The sequence below is a fragment of the Rothia sp. 11254D007BW genome, from assembly GCF_053548195.1.
The window spans coordinates 1,544,027-1,566,232 of record NZ_JBPWPK010000001.1; the positions used below are offsets into that span (position 1 = coordinate 1,544,027).

Below are 22,206 nucleotides of genomic sequence, written 5' to 3' on the forward strand. Positions count from 1 at the left end.
TTCTATCTTCCCTTAGGTCAGCTTAGGAGGCACGGGCCTGGTCGTGCAGCATCCACTGGTCAGGGCCGAAGATCTCGTACTGGATGTTGGTGCCGGGCACGCCAGCTTCGATCAGCTGGGAGCGGACGCCCTGCATGAAGCCCAGGGGGCCGCACAGGTAGGCAGAGGCGTTAGCGGGCACGTTCAGCTCAGCCACGTTGACGCGGCCCTCGAAGGTGCCCTCGCCAGCGGCCTCGATGAAGGAGACTAGGCGGCCGTTTTCGAGCATCTCAACGTAGGTGGTCATCTCATCGCGCAGGGGCCAGGTGGTGAAGGAGCGGTCGGCGTGCACCACGACGACCTCGCGCTTGGAGCCGGTTGCTGCCAGTTCGGACAGGAAGGCGATCATGGGGGTGACGCCGATACCGGCTGAGAAGAGGTAGAGGGGCTGGGAGTCGTCGTCGCCGAACCCACCCAGGGTGACGTCGCCGTAGGGGTTGGAGACCTCAACGATAGCGCCGACCTGCAGCTCGTGCAGGATGGGGGTCATTTCGCCGGCGGTATCGAGCTTGATGGCGACGCGGCGCTGGTTCTTCTCGGCGGGTAGCAGGGTGAACTGGCGGGCCTGGCGCAGGCCGTCCTTAGCCTTGGTGACGATAGAAACGTACTGGCCGGCAACGGCGTCGGTCATGGCAACTGCGTTGGCGGGCTCGAAGGTAAGGTCGAGCACGTTCTCGCCGGTTTCCTTGCGCTCTACCAGGCGGAAGGGGGCGAACATGACGTCGTTGGCCTGGGAGGCGTAGAGGCCCTTTTCGAGTTTGATGAGGGCGTCGGCCATGAGCCAGTAGACCTCGGTCCAGGCTTCTGCGATTTCGGGGGTCAGAATATCGCCCAGGTTAGCGGCGATAGCCTCGAAGAGGTACTTGTAGACGGTGGGGTATTCTTCTTCGCGCAGGCCCAGCGAGGCGTGCTTGTGGGCGACACGGGAGAGCACTTCGTCGGGGTACTTATCGGGGTTGGCCAGGATGTAGGAGGCGAAAACCGCGATGGAGCCGGCGAGGGCCCTGGGCTGGGTGCCTTCGAGCTGGGATGAGCGGGAGAACATGCCGTCGAGCAGGTCGGGGCGGGCGGCGAACATGCGCTGGTAGAAGTCGGGGGTGATGTCGTTAATCCGCTCGGCGATGACGGGGAGGGTTGCCTCGATGACGGGGCGGGACTTAGCAGAGAGCATGGCTCCTCCTTGGTGACAGAGTGTTGTTAAACCAACATCAATCTAGCATACAGAATACTAGTTTTGGGAGAAAAAGAACCGCCTCCGTGCTCGAAGTACGGAAGCGGCGATGAAACGGCTTATGAGGCAAAGGACGCCTGGGGCAACTTTTTCGTCTGGGCCAGGGGGCCAAGACCCAGTTCCAGGAAAACCGGCCCCATCTGCTTCTCGTTGGGCAGTTCAGAAATAACAACGGGATCAAGCACTTTGAAAAATTCTTCGCGGGCGTTAGCCAGAATTTTTTTCAGGGAACAGGCATGACGCATGGGGCAGTCATTAGCCCCGCCTTCACACTCCACCATGGGGATATCCCCTTCCGAGGCACGGAGCACCTGCCCCACGGTGGCTCGGGCGCCAGCTTCTGACAGGCGAACACCACCGGTACGCCCGCGGGTGGATTCCACCAGCCCCAGGTTGGCCAAAAAGGCCACCGACTTAGCTACATGGTTGTAGGGAGTGCCGACCCCCTCTGCAATTTTCTGGGTAGAGATCTGCTCCCCCTCTAGGCCCGAAAGCAGCATTAGGACGCGCAGTGACACGTCAGAAAATGCGGTAAGACGCACGGGCCAACTCCTTAATTCATCGGCGGGCAGATAAAGCTTTCTTTCACGGTACCGCTAAAAAGGTTCACGATTCAACCTTCAGTCTCATCACTGCTGTCACACCATTACTCCAGCGTCAGCAGATACCGGTTGCAAGTGCACTTAGGTGCAAGGAGCTTCACACGGCACACCTGTCCAGTCACTTGTAGCAGTTCGAGCCCCTGTGAGAGTAGTATTGATACTGTAAACACTCGCGGGCACGCACCCAGTCATCACACACCAGCTGAAGACAAGGGCTAGGCTGACCGCACCCACCGTCTCTTCACCTGTCGCTCCCCCGTAGCGGGCCGGTGCAGAACTAGACATAAGGAATTATCTTGTCACAGCTTGATACCTCCATCCAGGAACTCCTGTCCATTGAAGGCGCAACCGGTGCAGCTCTCGTTGATATCTCCTCCGGTATGGCTCTTGCCTCCGGCGGTTCACCCGGTTTCGACCTGACTGTTGCTGCCGCTGGTAACTCCAACGTAGTACGTGCCAAGCTCAAGACCATGAACGACCTGGGTCTGAACGGCAACATCGAAGACATCATGATTACCCTGTCTTCCCAGTACCACCTGATTAACGTGCTGAACGCTTCAGAGACCTCAGGCCTCTTCGTCTACCTGGTGCTCGACCGTAACACCGCTAACCTGGCTCTGGCTCGTCACAAGCTGAACGCCATCTCAGGCCGCATCTCCCTGTAAGTCGCAGGTAGAGGCAGTCTCTCAAGCCTGATAGCTCAAGAACCCCGGCAGATTACCTTGCCGGGGTTCTTTGTAGCGTTAGGACGCCGGTGGGCGGCTAGACCAGGTCTTCGCCCAGGGCCTCGCCCATGAGGGTGTCTTCGGTCGCGGCCTTGTTCTGCTGGATTGAGACAAGTTCGCCGGAGCGCATCACAGCGATGCGGTTGCAGAGGCCGATGAGCTCAGACATGTCTGACCCAATCAGGATAATAGAGGTACCCTTTTCGGTGAGTTCGGTCAGCATCTTGTAAATCTCGCTCTTAGCGCTCACGTCGATGCCGCGGGTGGGGTGGTTGAGAATCAGAATCTCGCAGTCGGTGGTCATCCAGCGGGCCAGGGCGACCTTCTGCTGGTCACCACCCGAGAGCTTACCGACTTCACCCTGAATATTGGTGGTCTTGATGCGCAGCTTCTGAATCTGCTCAGCTACCTCACGTAGGGCAGATACCTCGTGCAAGAAGCCTTCGGGGCTTTCCTTGAGGCCGGCGTTTTCCATCAGGGTCTTAGCGATGGAGCGTTCGTTGGCCAGGCCCAGCTCATCGTCATTATCTGACAGATAGCCAATACCGTGGGCAACCGATTCCTCGGGGGAGCCGATAGTGGCGTCCTCGCCGTTAATCTTGAGGGTGCCAAACTTGGCGGTCTCGTCCACGCCCACCAGAGCCGCTGCGACCTCGTTGATACCTGAGCGTCGCAGGCCGGTCAGACCAAAAATCTCACCGCGGTCTACGGAGAAGCTGACGTTGTTGAGAGAGCCCTTGGCGCTCGTCAGGTTCTCGATCACCAGCTTGGCGTCCTCGCCCACGAACTCGTCAGGGCGTCCACCCATCTCGATTTCACGGTTGAACATCTTAAAGGCAATTTCTTCGGCGGTCATCGTACCGGGGTTGATCTCGGTATTGATGGTGCCCTCAGAAAGGATGACAGCGCGGTTTGCCAGGGACCGGATCTCGTCGATGCGGTGGGTTATGTAAATGACCGCGCGACCTTCGGCGGCCAGCTTACGGGTCACCTCGTGGAGCTGGTAAATTTCGTAGTCGTTGAAGGTTGCAGCGACTTCGTCCATGAGCACCAGACGGGTGTTCTCGGCTTCCATACGCACAACTTCGACCAAGGCCTGCTCAGCACGGACCAAATCGCCCATCTTAGCGCGGGGGTCTACTGCCAGGCCAATTTCTGAAATGAGTTCCTGGGCACGGGCAACCTGAGCTTCTTCCTCTTCACCAGCGTGCTCGGTGGAGCGGAAAATCGCCTGAGCGACGGTAAGTTCGGGATCCACCTTGAATTTCTGGCGGATTGAACCGACACCGGCTTCAAGAGCTTCTTCGGGGGTGTGGGGGGCGTACTTTTCACCGTCTAGAGTGATCGTGCCACCACCGGGGCGATCCCAGCCACCCAGAATTGACAGGAAGGTTGACTTTCCTGCACCGTTTTCGCCGAGAAGACCTACGATCTCACCGGCAGCTACCTCTAAATTCACGCCTTTAAGTGCGCGAAGGTGCTCGTGGTTCTTGGTGAGGTTCTTGACACTCAGCAGATTTCCCACTCTGTTCTTTCCTTCCAACATGCGAGTGATATACCCATGACGCCGTGCACGAAGCTCTGTGGTAGGTCGGTGGCTAGCCGATGAGCTTGTGGGGGAAGCACAGCAAGAGTACACAGTATTCAGCCATTCTTAAGCATTCTACAGAATATTAAGTCGGCTTTACGTCCACTCTTTGGGGTCGTCCTACTACGCCCATGAGGTTAAGGAGGTGACCTGTATAAAAAGTTTTTATACAGGTCACCTCCTTAACCGTGTCGCTATTTTACTTTCGGTTGCAAGGACGCTGATAACAGTGCCCTACATGAGCGAAAGTCCGATATACCTTAGTTCAGCTCAGCGGCTAGGGCATCGCGCTGGGCGTGAATTTCAGCGGGCACCTTGTCGCCGAGGAAGGCCAGCCATTCGTCGATTCCGGGCAGTTCCTGGGCCCACTCGTCCTTGTCGACAGCCAGGGCAGCGGTGAGTTCGGTATCGCTGATATCAAGGCCGGTGAGGTCGAGGTCGCTCTTGCCGGGCACCACGCCGAGGAAGGTTTCTTGGCCGCTAGCCTTGCCATCCAGTCGGTCGAAAATCCACTTGACCACACGGGAGTTCTCGCCGAAGCCGGGCCATGCGAAGCCGCCATCGGGGGTGCGACGGAACCAGTTGACGTAGTAAATCTTGGGCATGTTCTCTTCGCCGTGCTTCTTGCCCAGGTCAATCCAGTGCTGGATGTAGTCACCGGCGTTGTAGCCGATGAAGGGCAGCATAGCCATGGGGTCGCGGCGGACCACACCCACAGCACCCTTGGCGGCAGCGGTGGTCTCGGATGAGAGGGTTACGCCACGGAAGACACCCTGCTCCCAGCTGGAAGCCTCAGCCACCAGGGGCACGGTGGTCTTGCGGCGGCCACCGAAGATGATGGCTGAGAGAGGCACACCGTCCGGTGCGTAGTACTCTTCAGCCAGCATGTCTGCCTGGGAAATAGGGGTGCAGAAACGCGAGTTGGGGTGGGCAGCAGGACGGCCAGATTCAGGCGTCCAGTCATTGCCCTGCCAGTCAATCAGGTGCTCGGGCACCTCGTCGGTCTTACCCTCCCACCAGACAGAGTTATCGTCGGTAAGGGCCACGTTGGTGAAGATGGTGTTGCCCTTGGCAATGGCGCGCATAGCGTTGGGGTTGGTGGACCAGCCAGTACCCGGGGCTACGCCGAAGAGGCCTGCCTCGGGGTTGACAACGAAGGGCTTGCCGTCGCGGAATTCGATCCAGGCAATGTCGTCGCCAACCATTTCGGCCTTCCAGCCGTCAATGGTGGGGTCCATCATGGCAAAGTTGGTCTTGCCACACGCTGAAGGGAAGGCTGCCGAGATGTACTTGCTCTCACCTTCGGGGTTGGTCATTTTAAGCACCAGCATGTGCTCGGCCATCCAGCCTTCGTCATGACCGATGGCTGAAGCAATACGCAGGGCGTAGCACTTCTTACCCAGCAGAGCGTTACCACCGTAGCCGGAGCCGAAGGACCAGATTTCACGATCCTCGGGGAACTGCACAATGTACTTTTCGGGGTTGCAGGGCCAGGGGACGTCCGCCTGCCCATCGGCGAGAGGCGCACCGACAGAATGCAGGGCCTTGACGAAGAAGGCCTCGGTTTCGGTCATCTTCTTCAGCACATCAGAACCGATGGTTGCCATGATGCGCATAGACGTGACGACGTAAGCAGAGTCGGTGATTTCAACACCGAACTTGGGGTTGGTGGCGTCCAGTGAGCCCATGACGAAAGGAATGACGTACATGGTGCGGCCCCGCATCGAACCTGTGAAGAGCTCGGTCAGAGTGCCCTTCATTTCGGCAGGGTCACGCCAGTTGTTGGTAGGGCCAGCGCCCTCTTCGGTCGCTGAACAAATAAAGGTACGCTCTTCCACACGAGCTACATCGTCGGGGTCAGAGAAGGCAACGTAAGAGTTTGGAAACTCATGGTCACTGAGCTTACGGAAGGTACCGGCCTCAACCAGTTCGCCGGCCAGACGGTCGTATTCTTCCTGCGAACCATCGGCCCAGTAGATACGCTCAGGCTGAGTCATCTGGGCAATATCAGCAACCCACTGCAGCAGTTCTGCGTGAGTGGTGGGTGCCTGTGCGGTTACGTTGTCGATTGAAATGTCAGTCATCTGACGCTTCCCCTTATAAATCGTTGACCTGAAACACTCCACTGTGCCTCAGGTAAGTATGCGCCGCTCCCCTAACTACCTGCCTACAGGCCGATAGAAACAGAAAAACGCGCCACCCATATCAATGAATAAACGCGTCGTGCGGTGCACTTTCACTTCATCGTGTGTTTCCAGGGTACATAGCTCAACCCGGTTTGTCCTCATTGGTATGTAAATATTTCGTTACAGACCCATAAGAATGTGGCCTGACCAACACCCAGGGCGCCCTAGTAAGTTTTTTCAACTTTCTTCACCCCCTATTTTTCCGCGTGTTTACGCGGTTTTCACCCCATCTTTAGCTTTTTTGAGAGCAGGGTCACCCATTTTCGATTTGCACACCGGTGCAAACCTGCGTAATGTATTACCTGTTGCCGCGACGGGCTGACACAGCCGGTCAACGCATAATGCGCCTGTAGCTCAACGGATAGAGCATCTGACTACGGATCAGAAGGTTGGGGGTTCGAATCCCTTCGGGCGCACCACATATCAAACCGGTCTCCTTCGGGAGGCCGGTTTTTTGTTATCTGCACCCGCCCATCGCTCAGCCTAACATCCTGTCACGGAGCTAGCGGCAGGCGTCCGCTCATCGTAGTTTTAACCACAAAAAGCGGGGTTAGATGGCCCGCCACCCATAAAATAGGGACAGAACCAAGACCAGCAGCCTCAGAGCTGCCCCCAGCACAGGAGAACACATGAGCGTAAACATCACGGTCACCGACGAGAACGGCACCACCAAGGACGTCACCTGGGAGCCCCACCAGACTATGCTTGAGGCCGTCCTTGCCGCGGGCTTCCCGGTACTGGCTACCTGCGGTGGCAACGCCTCTTGCGCCACCTGCCATGCCTTCATCGACCCCGAGCACATCGAGGCAACCCTGCCCCGCGAAGAAGCAGAAGAAGACCTGCTCGACATGATTGACGATATCGCCAACGAATGCTCCCGCCTGAGCTGCCAGACCGAATACACCGAGGGAATGGACGGGGCACACGTCACCCTGCAGCCCGGAATGTAGGCTGCATGAAGATACGCACCCCCCTTCTCCCCCTCGCAGCTCTAGGTCTGCTAACCGTTCTCACGGCGTGTGGTAGTGCCACCACCGGCACTACCACTGCTGAGAGCACCCCCAGCAGCTCATCTGTAGCGGCGGCATCGGCCCCGGCGTCCCCCACCGGCAGCCCAGCACCCACCAGCGCTTCTCCTTCTCCATCGGTCACAACACCTCAGCCAACCGTGCAAGAGGTTGAACCGACCCCAAGCGTCTCTGCAACCCCTGAACCGGTGCCTACCGGCACTGTCGTTACCGTAGAGCCAACCGCCAGCGCGCCTGCTCCGGCGGTCACAGGTAGACAGCTCGCTAGCTCGGCTGCCGGTGTAGCGGTCTGCGACTACGACCAGCTTTACATCGAAGCAGCTGTTGCTGAAGGTGGTGGTGCAGCTGGCTCTCGTTATATCACTCTGACATTCAACAACACCGGCAGCACCAACTGCACCATGAGCGGCTACCCCGCTGTGCACTATGTCAATGCTGCTGGTCAGCAGGTAGGTGCAGCAGCTGCGAACGCTACCGAGTGGTCGTCCTCGGGCGGTGTAATTACCCCCGGCGGATCTCTGACCGCTACCCTGCGTGAAACCCGCGCCCAGCTCTACGGGGACACCTGCCAGAGCGTTTCCGCGGCCGGTTACTCGATTCAAGCTCCCGGTTCCTCCCAGGCTCTGGTGCTGAACTTTGCAGCAGAGGCCTGCTCTAACCCTGCCGTCGCCCAGCTGTCGGTGGGTGCTGTGGGGGCCACCCCCTAAAACAGTGCGCCCAGCGTCCTCACGCTGAACCCCGGGCGTATCGATCAGTCTCACTAGGCTGGCCGATACGCCCGGCTCATTTTTTAAGGGGATAATGGGGGCTATGGCAGAACCCGTTACCTCCCGTGCCCTGAGCTTTTTCTCGGCCCCCACCCGCCGCTGGTTTGAGGGGGCTTTTTCTGCGCCCACGGCTGCCCAGGCGGGTGCTTGGGAGGCGATTTCGGCTGGTCACCATGCCCTGATTGTGGCACCGACCGGGTCGGGTAAAACCCTCTCGGCCTTTCTGTGGGCGCTTGACCGCCTTCACTTTGAGAATCACGAGGGCGGGGGCACCCGCGTCCTCTATATTTCCCCCCTCAAGGCCCTGGGTGTGGACGTTGAGCGCAACCTGCGCGCTCCACTGATCGGTATTGCCCAGACCGCCCGGCAGCTGGGGGTAGAGCCTCCACAGGTGCGGGTGGGTGTGCGCAGCGGCGATACCCCGGCTAAGGAACGCCGCCAGCTGATTTCTAACCCGCCAGATATTCTGATTACCACCCCTGAATCCCTCTTTTTGATGCTGACCTCTAAGGCCCGCTCGACCCTGACCAAGGTGCATACGGTCATTATCGATGAGGTACACGCGGTTGCCGGTACCAAGCGTGGCGCCCACCTGGCGGTGACCCTTGAACGCCTGGACCAGATTCTTGAGACCCCGGCCCAGCGGGTGGGGCTGTCGGCGACCGTGGAGCCGGTTGAAACCGTCGCCCGCTTTTTGGGTGGTAGTGTGCCGGTGCAGATTGTGCGCCCGCCCTCGGCCAAGGAGTGGGAGCTGACCCTTTCGGTGCCGGTGCCCGATATGACGGCTCTGGGTGGCCCCAATGCCTACGGGGAGGGGGATAACTCCTTCAAGCAGGGCAGTAGCCCCCGGCCAGCCCCAGCACCCGCCGGGTCGGGCGCCTACCTGGATAAGCTCACCGAGCGTACCCGCTCCCAGGTTCGCTCCCTGGACGCCACCGAGTTCGAGGACCGCGCTTTCGATGACGGGGCCGTGCAGGCCGATACCCTGGCGGACGCTGGCACCCGGCCGGAAGTCTCTGTGCGGCTGGCGGAGTCCCTGCCTCAGGGGGTAACCGTGGCCGAGGCCCTGGGTATCCACCCGGTGGCGGGCCCTGCCCTGGGCTCCCAGCCAGACGAGTCTTCCTCTGACTACTTTGACCAGCCCCTGCCTGCGCGCACACCCGGTAGTCAGGTGGGCGGTGAGCAAGCAGGCGCTGCGCAAGCAAGCACTGAGCAGACAAGCACTGCGCAGGCAAGTGCCGAGCAGGCAAGTGCCGAGCAGGCTCTGTGGGACGCTGTGGGTGTTTTCCCCGGTGAGGAAACAGAATCCGCTCCCCAGGCACAGACCCAAACTCAGCCTGCCCTCACTATCGAGGAGGTGCAGGTGGCGGCGTCCACCCCGGGCTCCGGCGCCGGGGGCGAAACCCCGAACCTTAACGGCTACCAGGCCTCCATTTGGCCGCACGTGGAAGAGCGTATTGTGGACCTGGTGGAGGCTAACCGCTCCACCATTGTCTTTGCTAACTCGCGCGGGCTGGCTGAGAAGTTAACGGCCCGCCTCAACGAGATTTATCTGGGCCGTCTAGAGGCTCGCGGGGAGCTGGGTGAGGTGACCGCGAGCGCCTCCACCGGTGCCCGCACCTACGCCTCCACCGGCGGGGAGCCGAAGGCCCTGGCCGATGTGCTGGCTGAGGCTCTAGCCAAGGATGCCCCCGCCCGGCTGGAAGCTGACGATGAACGGCTGCCGGGGGCGGGTGCGTCCTTACCCCTTTCAACTCAGCCCCCTGCCCAGATGATGGGGGGATCGCCCACAGCCACCGGTGCTCCACCGGTGTTGGCGCGGGCCCACCACGGGTCGGTATCGAAGGACCAGCGCGCCCTGATTGAAGAGGCTCTGAAGTCGGGCCAGCTGCGCTGTGTGGTAGCGACCAGTTCTCTGGAGCTAGGTATCGATATGGGCCATGTTGACCTGGTGATTCAGGTGGAGGCCCCGCACTCGGTAGCCTCTGGCCTGCAGCGGGTTGGCCGTGCCGGCCACCAGGTAGGCGAGGTCTCGCGCGGCTACCTCTACCCCAAGCACCGGGGTGATCTGCTGAATGCGACGGTGACCGTACAGCGCATGCTGGCGGGAAAGATTGAGCCGTTAGCTGTTCCGGCTAACCCGCTCGATATTTTGGCTCAGCAGACCGTGGCGGCCTGCGCCCTGGGGCCCATCAGTGTGGAGGCCTGGTTCGAGGCCCTGCGGGCAACAGCCCCCTTTGCGACTCTGCCCCGGGCGGCCTTTGAGGCAACCCTGGATCTACTGGCCGGTAAGTACCCCTCGGACGAGTTTGCCGAGTTGCGCCCCCGTATTGTCTGGGACCGGGACGCCGGGACGATTGAGGGCCGCCCCGGGGCCCAGCGCCTGGCGGTAACCTCCGGCGGTACGATTCCTGACCGCGGCCTCTTCCCGGTCTTCATTGCAGGGGCTGAGGATTCCAAGGCCCCCAAGCGGGTGGGTGAGCTGGATGAGGAGATGGTCTATGAGTCCCGGGCCGGGGACGTCATTGCCCTGGGTGCCTCGTCCTGGCGGATTGAGGATATCTCCCACGACCGGGTGACGGTGACCCCTGCCCCCGGCGTCCCCGGGCGCCTGCCCTTCTGGCACGGGGATTCACCGGGCCGTCCTGTCGATTTGGGGCGGGCTCTGGGGGCCTTTACCCGGGAGCTGGCCCTTGAGAACAGTAAGGACACCGGTGCCGCCCATGCCCGCCTGCGCGGCCTTGGCCTGGATCAGTGGGCCGCCGATAACCTGCTGGCCTACGTGGCAGAGCAGGCAGAGGCAACCGGCCAGGTGCCCAGCGAGAAGCACCTGCTGGTTGAGCGCTTCCGTGATGAGCTGGGGGATTGGCGTCTGATTCTGCATTCCCCCTTGGGTATGCCCGTCCACTCCCCCTGGGCCCTGGCCGTCGGCGCCCGGGCTGAGGAACGCTACGGGGTCAATGCCTCAGCTATGGCCGCTGATGACGGCATCGTACTGCGCATTCCTGCTATGGAGGCCGAACCGCCCGGGGCTGACCTCTTCATCTTTGACCCGGCCGAGCTCGAAGACATCGTGACCGAGCGGGTGGGTAACTCTGCCCTCTTTGCCTCCCGCTTCCGCGAGAACGCCGCCCGTGCCCTGCTGCTGCCCCGCAAGGACCCGGGCCGCCGCACTCCCCTGTGGCAGCAGCGCCAGCGATCCGCCCAGCTCCTGGATGTGGCCCGCAAGTACCCCACCTTCCCCCTCCTGCTGGAGACCGCCCGCGAGTGCCTGCAGGACGTCTACGACCTACCGGCCCTCACCGCCCTGCACAAGGACCTTGAGGCCAAAAAGGTACGCATCAGCGAGGTGGAAACCGAAACCCCCTCCCCCTTCGCCCGCACCCTGCTCTTTGGCTATGTGGCCCAGTTCCTCTACGACGGGGATTCCCCCCTGGCCGAGCGCCGCGCCGCTGCTCTGGCCCTGGATCCTGCCCTGCTAGCTGAACTACTCGGCAAGGACGAGCTGCGCGAACTGCTCGATGTTGAGGTCATCCGTTCCACCGAGGCTCGACTCCAGCGCACCGCTGCGGGCTACCGCCTGCGCGGGGTGGAGGGAGCCGCCGACCTGCTGCGCCTGCTCGGCCCCCTGACCGCCGCCGAGGCAGCCCAGCGCCTGCGGGTGCTCCTGGATCAGGGCACCGGTGAGGACGCGGGGGCAGGCTCCGGTGTGGACGCCAGCGCCCCGACTGCCGAGGCCGAGACAGGTCAGCCGGGTGAGCGCGTCCTGACCGAAGCCGAAGCCACCGACCACCTTGAGGCCCTGGTGAAAGCCGGCCGGGCCCTGCGCTTCCGCCTGCACGGGCGGGAACTCTACGCCGCCATTGAGGACGCCGCCCGCCTGCGCGACGCCCTGGGTGTGCCCCTGCCGATTGGGGTCCCCCTGGCCTTCTTGGAGCCGGTCGAGGCTCCCCTGGTTGACCTGGTAGCCCGCTACGCCCGCACTCACGCCCCCTTTACCGCTGCCCAGGCTGCTGCCGCCCTTTCCCTGGGCGTCTCGGTGGTCGATACCGCCCTGCGCACCCTGGCAGCAGACCGGCGGGTTATCTCCGGTGAGTTCCTACCCGAAGAGCTGCGCGCCGAGCTAGCCGCTGCCCGTACCGGCTCCACCGACCCCGCCTACCTGGCCGGAACCGAATGGGTGGACGCCTCCGTCCTGCGCACCCTACGCTCCCGCTCCCTGGCAGCCCTGCGCGCCGACGTCGAACCCGTTACCCCCGGCACCTACGCCCGTTTCCTGCCGCCCTGGCAGCATGTGGGCTCCTGGCAGGTCACCGAAACCACCGCCGCACCCGGCACCTTCGGGGCACCGGCCCAGCCCATCAGCGTCCGCCGGGACGAAAGCGCCATGCTCAGCGGCTACGACGGCCTACTCACCGTCATCGACCAGCTCGCCGGGGTGCGGGTGCCCGCCTCAGCCCTCGAACCGCTCATTCTTAGGGCCCGTATCAGCGACTACACCCCCGCCCTGCTCGACTCGGCTCTGAGCGCCGGGGACGTCATCTGGACGGGCGCCGGCCAGCTCGCCGGGGACGACGGCTGGGTCGCTCTACACCTGGGTGAGAGCGCAGCCCTGACCCTGCCCGATGAGGTAGAACGCACCGAGGCGCTCGCCGCCCTGGGAGCCCTCGAAAACACCATCTACGAGCTGCTAACCGGCGGGCTCTTCTTCAGCCAGATTCAGACCCAGCTCGCCGCCCTGGCCACCTCACTGGGTAACACGCCCCCGAACGCCCAGGAGATTTCAACCGCCCTCTGGAACCTGATCTGGGCCGGGCTAGTCACCGGCGATACCTTCGCCCCGGTGCGGGCCCTGATCTCGGGCGGGGCTTCGGCCCACAAGGTGGCCGCCCCCGCTCCCCGGGCCCGCTCCGTGGGAATGCGACGCGGGGCCTCCCGCCTCTCGGCCTCCCGCCTAGGGGTGGGCGTGGGCCGGGCCCCTGCGGTATCCGCCCAGGTCGCCCCTATCGACGGCGGACGCTGGGCCCGTATCGAGGCCGAACCGCTCGATGCCACCGTGGCAGCTGCCGCCCGCGCCGAACTGCTCATGGACCGCTACGGGGTGCTCACCCGCGGGGCCGTGGCCGTTGAGGACACCCCCGGCGGCTTCGCCGGGGTCTACCGGGTACTGTCGGCCGCCGAAGAAAAGGGCCTGACCCGCCGCGGCTACTTCATCGAGGGCCTGGGCGCTGCCCAGTTTGCCACCTCATCTACCGTCGATAGGCTCCGGGCGGCAGACGGCACCGCCCCAGCAAGTGAGGAAGAGCAGGGAAGCGCTGGGGGTGCGTCCTCGTATAACCCGGTGCGGCGCACCCGCCAGTCAGTGACCCTGCTTGCTGCTACTGACCCCGCCAACCCCTACGGAGCTGCCCTGCCCTGGCCTGCACCGGTGCCCTGGGATGCTGACCGCACCCCCGTCAAACACAAGCCCGGGCGTAAGGCGGGGGCCGTAGTAGTTCTGGTGGATGGGGAACTCACCCTTTACCTAGAGCGTGGCGGCAAAACTCTACTACCCTTCACCGACAGCCCCGAACGGGTGGAGGTAGCCGCACCCCTCATCGGCCAGCTGGTGCGGGCCGGGGTAGCCGACAAAATCGTTATTGAGACCGCTGGCGGGGTAGATGTGCTGAGCTCTCCCACGCCGCTACCACCCGCACCCGACCAGCCGGATGCATCGGGTGAGGCTAGTGAGCACCCCGTACTCGTACTGCGCAGAGCCCTGCTGACCGCTGGTTTCTACGCCACCCCGCGCGGACTGCGTATGCGGAAGGACTACACCTAGCTTTTAAAAGAACCTCCCCTGCCTGGGGCGCAGGGGAGGTTCTTTGTAGCTAGCTGTCTCTAATGGATTAGGCGGTGAGGTTGCACTCCACACCCTCGTAGCCAGCGCGGAAAGCGCGGACGCTGCGGGTAAGGTGCACGTAGAAAGCACCGAGAGACATCACAAGCATCATGACCATAACAATCATGAATACGGTAAAGAGCAGATTCATTGTTCTGACCTCCATCTAGGGGACAGGCGGCTGGGAGACCGCCTAAGGAGTCAGGGCCTACTCTAGCAACATCGCATGAGCCTGCCCTTTGTATTAAGTTAGTGCTGGGCCATAAACTTCAACGGTGAAGCATGACGTGAAACGACTATACACCCTTTCAGCAGGTGGCACGCAAGTTTTGCAGCAATTCTGGTCTACACTGTGAGCAGAGGGGCGCGCAGGACGTCATAGATAAGTCATATTAGACAGGTCACATTTTGATAACACGGAGGGGTGCTTAGCAGTGCCTGAAGGCGATACCGTATGGCGGCAGGCCCGCTCTCTCCACCGCGCCCTTGCCGGTAGAACAGCCCACACTACAGATTTCCGCTACCCCCAGGTTGCCGACATCAATCTAGCGGGTCAGCCCATTCACGGGGCCCTCGCCCGGGGTAAGCACATTCTGCTACGTATCGGTGAGATGACCGTGCACTCTCACCTGAAGATGGACGGCATCTGGCACCTCTATGGGCTAGATGCAGACGGTGCACGGGAGAAGTGGCGGCGCCCGGCTGATCAGGTACGGGCTCTGATTCAGGCTAATGCAAGGCTTGATAGCGACGGGCAGGTAGTGCCCGGCAGCCACCCGGTCGAAGCCGTGGGCTTTACCCTGGGGCTACTTGAGGTTTTCCCCACCAGCCAGGAGGCTGACCACCTATCCTACCTGGGCCCCGACCTGCTCGGCCCCGACTGGTCGGTTGAGCAGGCGGTAGCTAACCTGACCGCCCGGCCGGAGCGTCCCCTAGGGGTAGCCCTGCTCGATCAGAAGAACCTGGCCGGTATCGGCACCATCTACCGGGCTGAGACCTGTTTTCTCGCGGGCCTTGACCCGCGCACCCCGGTGGGGGCGGTGCCCGATATCGCTGCCGTGGTCTCCATTGCCCGCCTGCTGCTGGATGCTAACCGCGGGCGTCCGCACCGGGTCACCCACACCAGCGCCGAGCCGCTCTGGTGCTACGGGCGGGGTCAGCGCCCCTGCTACCGCTGCGGGGAGACCATCATCAAGGAAGACCTCTCAGAAACCGGCACCGGCGCCAACCGCTACGCCGCCGACCATCTCTACGCCCGCGAGGAAGACACCGACCGCATCAGCTTCCGCTGCCCCGGCTGCCAGGAGCTACTAAGCTAAGTTTCCGCGCCCCAAGAGTAAACTACTCACCATGAGCACCACCACATTTACCCCCGCCTATACCCCAGATGCAGATGTACAGGAGGCCCTGGCCGCCCGCTTTCTGCGCTACTCGGCGATTTCTAGCCAGTCGGATGCCTCAGCATCGGTCGTGCCCACCAGCCAGGGGCAGTGGGAGCTGGCCCACCTACTCAAGGACGAACTCACGGCAGCCGGTGCCCACAACGTGCACCTGAGCGACACCTGCGTGCTGACCGCCCGTATTCCCTCCACCCTGCCCGCGGACACTAAAGCCCCCGCCATCGGCTTCTGCACCCACCTCGATACGGTTGACGTAAACCTCTCCCCCGATGTTCATGCCCGCGTCGTCGATTACACCGGAGGGGATATATGCCTGAACACCGACCTCGACATCTGGCTACGCGAGGCCGAGCACCCCGAAATCACCCGCTACACCGGCCAGCGCATCATCGTCACCGACGGCACCAGCGTGCTGGGAGCGGACGACAAGGCCGGGGTCGCCTCGGTCATGGAGGCAGCCGTGCGGCTCTTAGCTGCGGACGCGGACGCCGCCGGGCAGGCAGGTGCCCAGGGGCAGGGAAGCGGGGCGGGTGCGTCCGCCCATCCCGATATCTACCTCTCCTTTGTGCCGGATGAAGAAATCGGCCTGCTGGGCGTGCGCACCATGGATCTAGCGCGCTTCCCCGTGGATTATGCCTACACCCTGGACTGCTGCGAACTGGGTGAGCTGGTTGAGGCTACCTTCAATGCCGGGCATGCCCGCCTGCACGTTGAGGGCGTGACCGCCCACCCCATGAATTCCAAGGGCAACCTGGTCAACCCAATCCTGGTGGCCCACGACTTTGTAGCGGCCCTCGACCGCACCCAGACCCCCGAGTATACCGAGGGGCGTGAGGGCTACCTCTGGGTCAACGGGATAGCGGGCAACCAGGCCACCGCAACCGTCGATATCAGCATCCGCGACCATGACCGGGCCGGCTACGAGGCAAAAAAGGACTTCCTGCGCGACCTAGCTGAGCGGACAGCAGAAGCAAACCCGCGGGCGTCCGTGCAGCTGGATATCTCAGATATCTACAGCAACCTAGAGGATGCCAAGACCAGCGTCAACGCTGTGGCGTCCGAGCGTCTGCGTGCCGCCTTCACCCGGCTGGGTATCGAGCCCATCAACCTGGCCATGCGCGGGGGCACCGACGGTTCTTACCTCTCCACCCAGGGAATCTACACCCCCAACTTCTTCACCGGGGCGCACAACTTCCACTCCAACTGCGAGTTCCTGCCCCTACCCGCCTTTGAGGCCAGCTACCGGGTGGTGCGGGAGCTGATGGCGGGCTCCTTTTAGCCGCCCTTGACGCACAATACAAAGCAGATAAACTGGTTTTATCTTAAGGATGACAGCAAACAAGGCGGGGCAACCCCGGTAGCCGCTTACTACCAGAGTCGCCCCTTGCTGTAGGACCTATCGAATGAACGGTTCGATAGCTTCCAAAAGCTTTGCTACAGCTCCGATGAGTATTGCAGTAGCGACGATTCTGACTGCAATCTTGTCGGGGCTGTTTTTCTTAGCCTTGCTTTTAGCCACAGCCATTACCTCCTCCCTGGTCTCACACTCGCGGAGATTTTTCTTAAGGATGGATGTACCGCGTGGAGTCCACGAGAGAAGCAGTTCAACTCTATCAAGCAGGCCTTGGGGTCTACCTGAGATAATAGAGCCCATGCGCCGAATCAACCGCCACCTTGCCCCCAAGCCCCTGCCCCAGCGCAAGGGGATTGACGCTGTCTCCTTTGTGCTGCCCGACGCGGGCAACCCCGAGGACGACGCCCTGGGGGCAACCACGGTGCTGGACTACCTGGTGGCCCGCTTCTACCCCCACGAGCGCTCCCTCTTCACCTCCCGCTTTGAGCGCGATGAGGTGAAGGACGCCGACGGGCAAGCGGTTGCCCCCGACGCCCCTTTGACGGGGCAAAAGATCTGGTACTACCGGGAACTGGGCATTGAGAAGCCGGTGCCCTTTGACATGCCGGTGCTCTACGAGGACGAGTGGGTACTGGCCATTGATAAGCCCCACTTCCTGCCCACCACCCCGAACGGCTCCTTTGTCGCCCACACGGCCCTGACCCAGCTGCGGGTTCGGGAGAACAACCCCGACCTGATTCCGATTCACCGCCTGGACAGGGCAACCGCCGGGGTCGTTCTCTTTGCCAAGACCCCCGAGGCCCGTGCCCCCTTTCAAACCATGTTCCAGCGGCGCGAACCCACCAAGACCTACGAGGCCATCGCGGCCCCTATCACCGGGCTGGAGGTGGGTGAGAGCCTGACGGTACGCTCGCGCATTGATAACCAGCACGGGGCTATGCAGGTAGCCCATACCGGTGTTGAGCTCCTGCCCGGTGACACCGGCCCCCTGCCGGTAGAGACCAAGGCTGAGCGGCGCGAGCGCCGCCGCTTGGGGGCGTCCTTTGAGGGGCTGAATGCCCAGTCACGTATTACCTGCCTGAAGGTATTTGAGGTGGCGGACGGCGTCCTGCCCGCTATATCTGAGGCTAACCCGGCCCTGCCCCTGCCGCAGGCGGGTACGCTCCTGGCCCACTATCTTTTGGAGCCGCATACCGGCAAGACCCACCAGCTACGGGTGCACCTGGCGGCAGCCGGGGCGCCGATTGTGGGGGATGTGGTCTACCCGGCCGTCCTACCCATAGCCGAGGACGAACCCGCCCTACCCCTCCAGCTACTGGCCAGGTCGCTGACCTTCCCCCACCCCTTTACCGGGCAAACCGTGACAGTGCGAAGTGGGCGGAGCCTGCGGCTCATCGAGGGAGCTGCCCACTAATGCCGAATGTGCCACGTATTCCCGAATGTCGGGGATAAACTCCCCCGCTCGGGAATACGTGGCACATTCGATACAGGCGGGCTGAAGCTAGTCAGCTACAGGAACAGAACTGCTCTCTTCTACCGACTCAGCGCTCCTAGCCGGCAGCAACTGCAGGCCCCGAATCACCAGGTAGATAGCCGCCAGTAGCCAAAGGCCAGCGAGTACCCAGGCCACCTGGTAAATCGTCACAAAGGCCAAAACCGCCGAGGTCGCCACCAGGCCAATCGGCCCGGCCACCTGGCTAATAGCCATAAAGATAGAGAAGGACCGGCCGCGAATCTGCTCGGGTACACCCTCGGTCACCAGCAGGGTCTGCAGGGGGTTCATAATACCCCCGCCCAAGCCGGAAATCCCCAAGCCCACGATGGCTAACCAGGAAGTTTCGAGCAGGGCCATGCCAAAGAAGGCCAGGGTATAGAAGACCATACCCACCACCCAGGCCCGGCGCGGGAAGGGAATAATCTTCCCCGCCACCATGCTGGTCACCATCATGCCCACGGCAAAGGCAGACATGGACGCCCCGTACAGCCCCGGCTGGTTAATCCCCTGGAAGTGGGCAGGCAGAAGCACCATCAGATAGGGCATTACCAGGACCATCGATAGCAAAGAATCCAGAGCCAGCAGACGAATCACCGGGTAGCCCAGGGCTTTCTTCCAGCCCGCAAGCCCCTTGAGGGGGTCTTCGGTAGGGGCTTCAGGGGAGGACGCTGGCACCTGCCCGTCCGCACCCGGTTGGGCGGGGGCGTCCTGACCCTCAGCAAGGACGTCCGCCCCTGCCTTCTGCAGGCGTAGGGAGGCGGTCAGCGCGGCGGCCACCAGGGAGCAAGCAGCCGTGATCCAGAGAACCTGCTCGATGGGCAGGGCCGTCATCAGCACACCAGCCGCAGCGGGTCCGACCAAGTAACTCACCCCGCTCAGGGCCTGATTCCAGCCAGAAATCTGGGCGACCTTCTTACCAGAGGTTTCAGCAACATCGCCGACCAGGGCAGCCCGGGCGCTCATACCGGGAATATCACCCACCGCACCCAAAATACCGATAACAATGAACCAGCTCAGCGTCAGCCCAAAAACCATATCAACCGCAATCACGGCCACCACCGACAGACCCGAAATAATATCCGAAATCACCGACACCGGTTTCAGACCCAGACTATCGACCAGGTTGCCCCCAAAATAGGCAAAAACCAGCGACGGCACTGCAATCGCAGCCGCCACGATACCGGCAGCAGCCGGGTTACCGGTGCGCTCTAGCACCAGCCAGGGCCAGACAATACCGGCAATAGAATTGCCCAGCATCGACAGGGCAGCAGAAGACAAATAAACCCAGACAGCAGAAACCCGCCCGGTGGAAGAAGAGGTATGCATAAACACAAACTCTAGCCGATACCCCCCCCCCCAGTGCCAAGAGGTGCCACTTACTCCCGAGCGTGGGGGGTTAGACTGCCCCGCTCGGGAATAAGAGGCGCATTCAGCGCAGACCCACTAGCCCCACCAGCCGGTAGACTAAAAACCGGCCCAGGCCACCGCCCACCGACGCGCCACAGAAAGAGACACCATGCGCCCCAAGCACCTGCAGCACTCACCCGACCAGCTCGCAGCGCTCACCGCCGAGCACCGCCAGGCGCTGGGGCAGCGGGCAGGTACCGCCGCCTACTCTGTGACACGACTCTTCGGGCACCGGGTCGCAGGCCTCCCCGGCACTCTACTAGGACGCACCCTGCACCCCGACACCCGCCGCCGCAGCCAGCGGCACGGCGAATGGCACTACTGGTGGCAGGCCCACCTACTCGACAACCTGGTCGATGCCGGCTTCCGCCAGCTCACCGCACCCGACGGGCAGGAGCAGGCCCGGGCGTTCCTCCAGCAGGCCCGCGCGGTGCTACGTGGCATTCAAGTACGCAACTTCGGCTCCTACCCCAACTCCTTCTACGACGACATGGCCTGGCTGACCCTGGCCTGCGAGCGCCTCAACCGGCTGGCGCTCGCGGTGGAGGGGAACGGAGATTCTGCTGCCCAGGACGCTGCCACCCGGCTCTACCGGGAGCTGGCAGCTGCCTGCACCCCTGAGGTGGGTGGGGGTGCCTTCTGGTCGAAGGACCACGATTTTAAGAACACCCCGGCAACCGCTCCCATTGCCCTGGCTCTCGCGCGGGCCCACCGGTATGACGAGGCGGCTGCCCTGCTGAACTGGCTGCACGCCAACCTCTTTGACGCCAAGCACGGCCTCTACCTGGACGGGGTCAAGGTGGCCGGGCGCGGGAATCGTGCCGAGATCTCCTCGGTGGAGCGTGGTCTCTACACCTATAACCAGGGGCCGGTTCTCGCGGCCTATCTGGCGATGCTTGATGCCGGTAAGTCTGAGCTGCTGACGGTTGACCCGGCTGAGCATATCGCCGAGGTTCTAGCCGGTATTGACCGGGAGTTTGGCCGCGATTTTGAGGTGTCAGAGGCAGAAACCCTGCGGGTTCTAGCGACCCAGGGCGGCGGGGACGGCGGGCTCTTCACCGGTATTTTGGTACGCTACCTTGCCGAGATTGCCGCACACACTGCCCTGCCGCAGGGCGTGCGGGAGCAGGCGCAGGATCTCGTCCTTGCAACCGCCGAGCTCTTGTGGGACGGACGCCGCGAGTTCGACCCCGACCTGCCCATGAACGAGCTCGGCATCGACCCGACCGAGATCCGCGGTGAGGCTGTCGCGCTCTTTTCACCCGATGTCACTCGGCATATTTCTGAGGTTCTCAAGCCAGCCCAGCCGGTTGATCTTTCGACCCAGCTTCAAGCCTGGATGGTGTTAGAAGCGGCGGCGCGGGTTTTCTAGGGCGGGCGCGGCCGCCTTATTCGCGCGGTAGAGGCCCCAAGATCCCAGCGCCCCCAGAAGCATCAGCAGCAAGCCCACGGTATAGCTTGAGGCAATCTCAGACACCGGGAAACTGAACCCTGACGGATACCAGAACATGCCGGTGACGAGGGGCTCTGCTACAGCCCCCGCGGGAACCAGATAGCGCAGGAGCTTCCCTGCGCGATCGTCCTGCGCGGACCTAGCGCCCAACCAACCCAGGGGCCCCGATATGATGACGGCTGCAATAAACCAGTGGTAGTTCTCAATCCAGATGCTGGCTTCCATGATGCCCAGCAGGTTCCCCAGGGCGTAGTGCCCAGCTAGGGCACCTAAGGACGCTGCTACCGCGGCTGCCACAGGCACCCAGAGCGGGGCGGGGGGCGTCTTACTATCGGACCACAGCCAGCCCGCGTAGAACCCCAGGGCTGCCCATAGGGTGCCCGAGTTGAGGAGCTTACTCACCACTTTACGCACATAGGTGATGGCCTCAGCTTGACCCGAGAGCTGGGCTTCTGTGGTGATATTGCTCAGCAGCGATGCAACCGCTATGCAGAGGACCAGAGCGACGCAGGTGAGCAAGGGTCGGGCTTTGAAACGCGCAAGAACCATACCCCTAATCTACTTGGTTCCGTCTGCCCGTGGAGGTGTTTCGGCCAGGTGCTCGGCCAGGGCGTCGAGTTCGGCTTTGAGGGCCAGGACGTCCAGGCCCTCGACCGCGCAGGCGGCGTAGATGGCCCCGGGGACGGACGCCGCACGTCCTCTCAGCTCCTGCCCGGCAGGGGTGAGACTGATGAGGGTGCGACGCTCGTCGCGGGCGTCGCGGGTCTTGGTCAGCAGGCCGTGGTCAATCAGGCGTTTGATGAGCGGGGTCAGGGTGCCGCTGTCGAGGTCGAGGCGGGCAGCGAGTTCTTTCATGCCCAGCCCGTTGGGGTTCTCCCACATGACCAGCATGACCAGGTACTGGGGGTAGGTCAGGCCCAGCTCTCCCAGGTGCTGCTGGTAGGCGCGGGTGACGGCCCGGCTAGAGCGGTAGAGGGAGAAGCAGAGCTGATTGTCGAGGGCGAGGCTGCTGTCTTGGTTCATTCCACCCAGTATAGGTTGTGGGCAAAT

At 62.4% G+C, this 22,206-nt stretch carries 17 protein-coding genes and 1 tRNA gene; 9 read left to right on the forward strand and 9 right to left on the reverse strand.

Going from position 1 to position 22,206, the window contains the following annotated elements:
• Positions 1 to 22 precede the first annotated feature (22 nt).
• Positions 23 to 1,210: an FAD-binding oxidoreductase gene (locus ACEE43_RS06940; protein WP_449107728.1), complete on the reverse strand. Its 1,188-nt coding sequence runs from the start codon at positions 1,208 to 1,210 to the stop codon at positions 23 to 25.
• Between the two features lie 119 nt (positions 1,211 to 1,329).
• Entirely contained in the window at positions 1,330 to 1,812 is a 483-nt protein-coding gene (locus ACEE43_RS06945; RefSeq protein WP_449107729.1) for an RrF2 family transcriptional regulator, read from the reverse strand.
• Between the two features lie 356 nt (positions 1,813 to 2,168).
• Between ACEE43_RS06945 and ACEE43_RS06950 the strand changes: the two genes are divergently transcribed.
• The gene (locus ACEE43_RS06950; RefSeq protein WP_135013333.1) at positions 2,169 to 2,537 is read left to right on the forward strand and encodes a hypothetical protein; all 369 of its coding nucleotides are present in this window, start codon (positions 2,169 to 2,171) and stop codon (positions 2,535 to 2,537) included.
• Between the two features lie 97 nt (positions 2,538 to 2,634).
• Here the strand turns inward: ACEE43_RS06950 and ACEE43_RS06955 are convergent, their stop codons facing one another.
• Together ACEE43_RS06955 and ACEE43_RS06960 are read right to left on the reverse strand one after the other, a co-directional pair.
• On the reverse strand, positions 2,635 to 4,056 hold the full coding sequence (locus ACEE43_RS06955; protein ID WP_449107730.1) for a sugar ABC transporter ATP-binding protein: 1,422 nt from the start codon (positions 4,054 to 4,056) through the stop codon (positions 2,635 to 2,637).
• A gap of 389 nt (positions 4,057 to 4,445) precedes the next feature.
• Positions 4,446 to 6,269 carry a phosphoenolpyruvate carboxykinase (GTP) gene (locus ACEE43_RS06960; RefSeq protein WP_449107731.1) on the reverse strand — a complete coding sequence of 608 codons (1,824 nt, stop codon included), beginning with the start codon at positions 6,267 to 6,269 and terminating at the stop codon, positions 4,446 to 4,448.
• Positions 6,270 to 6,714: 445 nt separating this feature from the next.
• Here ACEE43_RS06960 and ACEE43_RS06965 point away from each other — a divergent pair.
• From ACEE43_RS06965 to ACEE43_RS06980, 4 genes are all read left to right on the forward strand, one after another.
• A tRNA-Arg gene (locus tag ACEE43_RS06965) sits at positions 6,715 to 6,790 on the forward strand.
• Between the two features lie 210 nt (positions 6,791 to 7,000).
• Entirely contained in the window at positions 7,001 to 7,321 is a 321-nt protein-coding gene (locus ACEE43_RS06970; RefSeq protein WP_185173557.1) for a 2Fe-2S iron-sulfur cluster-binding protein, read from the forward strand.
• Positions 7,322 to 7,326: 5 nt separating this feature from the next.
• A complete protein-coding gene (locus tag ACEE43_RS06975) occupies positions 7,327 to 8,106 on the forward strand; it encodes a DUF4232 domain-containing protein (protein ID WP_449107732.1) in 780 nt (259 codons plus the stop codon).
• 103 nt (positions 8,107 to 8,209) lie between these two features.
• Positions 8,210 to 13,987 carry a DEAD/DEAH box helicase gene (locus ACEE43_RS06980; protein ID WP_449107733.1) on the forward strand — a complete coding sequence of 1,926 codons (5,778 nt, stop codon included), beginning with the start codon at positions 8,210 to 8,212 and terminating at the stop codon, positions 13,985 to 13,987.
• A 67-nt stretch (positions 13,988 to 14,054) separates the two neighbouring features.
• Here ACEE43_RS06980 and ACEE43_RS06985 read toward each other — a convergent pair whose 3' ends face one another.
• Positions 14,055 to 14,198, reverse strand: coding sequence for a hypothetical protein (locus ACEE43_RS06985; protein WP_449107734.1), 144 nt, complete (start codon positions 14,196 to 14,198; stop codon positions 14,055 to 14,057).
• Positions 14,199 to 14,481: 283 nt separating this feature from the next.
• Here ACEE43_RS06985 and ACEE43_RS06990 point away from each other — a divergent pair, with 283 nt between their 5' ends.
• Both ACEE43_RS06990 and ACEE43_RS06995 read left to right on the forward strand, forming a co-directional pair.
• Positions 14,482 to 15,366, forward strand: a complete 885-nt coding sequence (locus ACEE43_RS06990) for a DNA-formamidopyrimidine glycosylase family protein (protein ID WP_449107735.1) — start codon at positions 14,482 to 14,484, stop codon at positions 15,364 to 15,366.
• A gap of 31 nt (positions 15,367 to 15,397) precedes the next feature.
• Positions 15,398 to 16,726, forward strand: a complete 1,329-nt coding sequence (locus tag ACEE43_RS06995) for a peptidase T (RefSeq protein ID WP_449107736.1) — start codon at positions 15,398 to 15,400, stop codon at positions 16,724 to 16,726.
• Between the two features lie 117 nt (positions 16,727 to 16,843).
• On the opposite strand, the gene ACEE43_RS07000 is transcribed toward ACEE43_RS06995, so the two are convergent.
• Positions 16,844 to 17,101 (reverse strand): hypothetical protein, encoded by a 258-nt coding sequence (locus ACEE43_RS07000; RefSeq protein WP_449107737.1) that lies wholly within the window; start codon positions 17,099 to 17,101, stop codon positions 16,844 to 16,846.
• Here ACEE43_RS07000 and ACEE43_RS07005 point away from each other — a divergent pair.
• The gene (locus tag ACEE43_RS07005; protein WP_449107738.1) at positions 17,100 to 18,215 is read left to right on the forward strand and encodes a pseudouridine synthase; all 1,116 of its coding nucleotides are present in this window, start codon (positions 17,100 to 17,102) and stop codon (positions 18,213 to 18,215) included. The genes ACEE43_RS07000 and ACEE43_RS07005 overlap by 2 nt on opposite strands.
• A gap of 87 nt (positions 18,216 to 18,302) precedes the next feature.
• Here the strand turns inward: ACEE43_RS07005 and ACEE43_RS07010 are convergent, their stop codons facing one another.
• Positions 18,303 to 19,622 (reverse strand): MFS transporter, encoded by a 1,320-nt coding sequence (locus tag ACEE43_RS07010; protein WP_449107739.1) that lies wholly within the window; start codon positions 19,620 to 19,622, stop codon positions 18,303 to 18,305.
• 190 nt (positions 19,623 to 19,812) lie between these two features.
• Between ACEE43_RS07010 and ACEE43_RS07015 the strand changes: the two genes are divergently transcribed.
• Positions 19,813 to 21,075 carry a glycoside hydrolase family 76 protein gene (locus tag ACEE43_RS07015; protein ID WP_449107740.1) on the forward strand — a complete coding sequence of 421 codons (1,263 nt, stop codon included), beginning with the start codon at positions 19,813 to 19,815 and terminating at the stop codon, positions 21,073 to 21,075.
• On the opposite strand, the gene ACEE43_RS07020 is transcribed toward ACEE43_RS07015, so the two are convergent.
• Both ACEE43_RS07020 and ACEE43_RS07025 read right to left on the reverse strand, forming a co-directional pair.
• Positions 21,049 to 21,705 carry a hypothetical protein gene (locus ACEE43_RS07020; RefSeq protein ID WP_449107741.1) on the reverse strand — a complete coding sequence of 219 codons (657 nt, stop codon included), beginning with the start codon at positions 21,703 to 21,705 and terminating at the stop codon, positions 21,049 to 21,051. The genes ACEE43_RS07015 and ACEE43_RS07020 overlap by 27 nt on opposite strands.
• Positions 21,706 to 21,714: 9 nt before the next feature.
• Positions 21,715 to 22,179, reverse strand: coding sequence for a MarR family winged helix-turn-helix transcriptional regulator (locus ACEE43_RS07025; RefSeq protein WP_237208936.1), 465 nt, complete (start codon positions 22,177 to 22,179; stop codon positions 21,715 to 21,717).
• Positions 22,180 to 22,206: the final 27 nt, after the last annotated feature.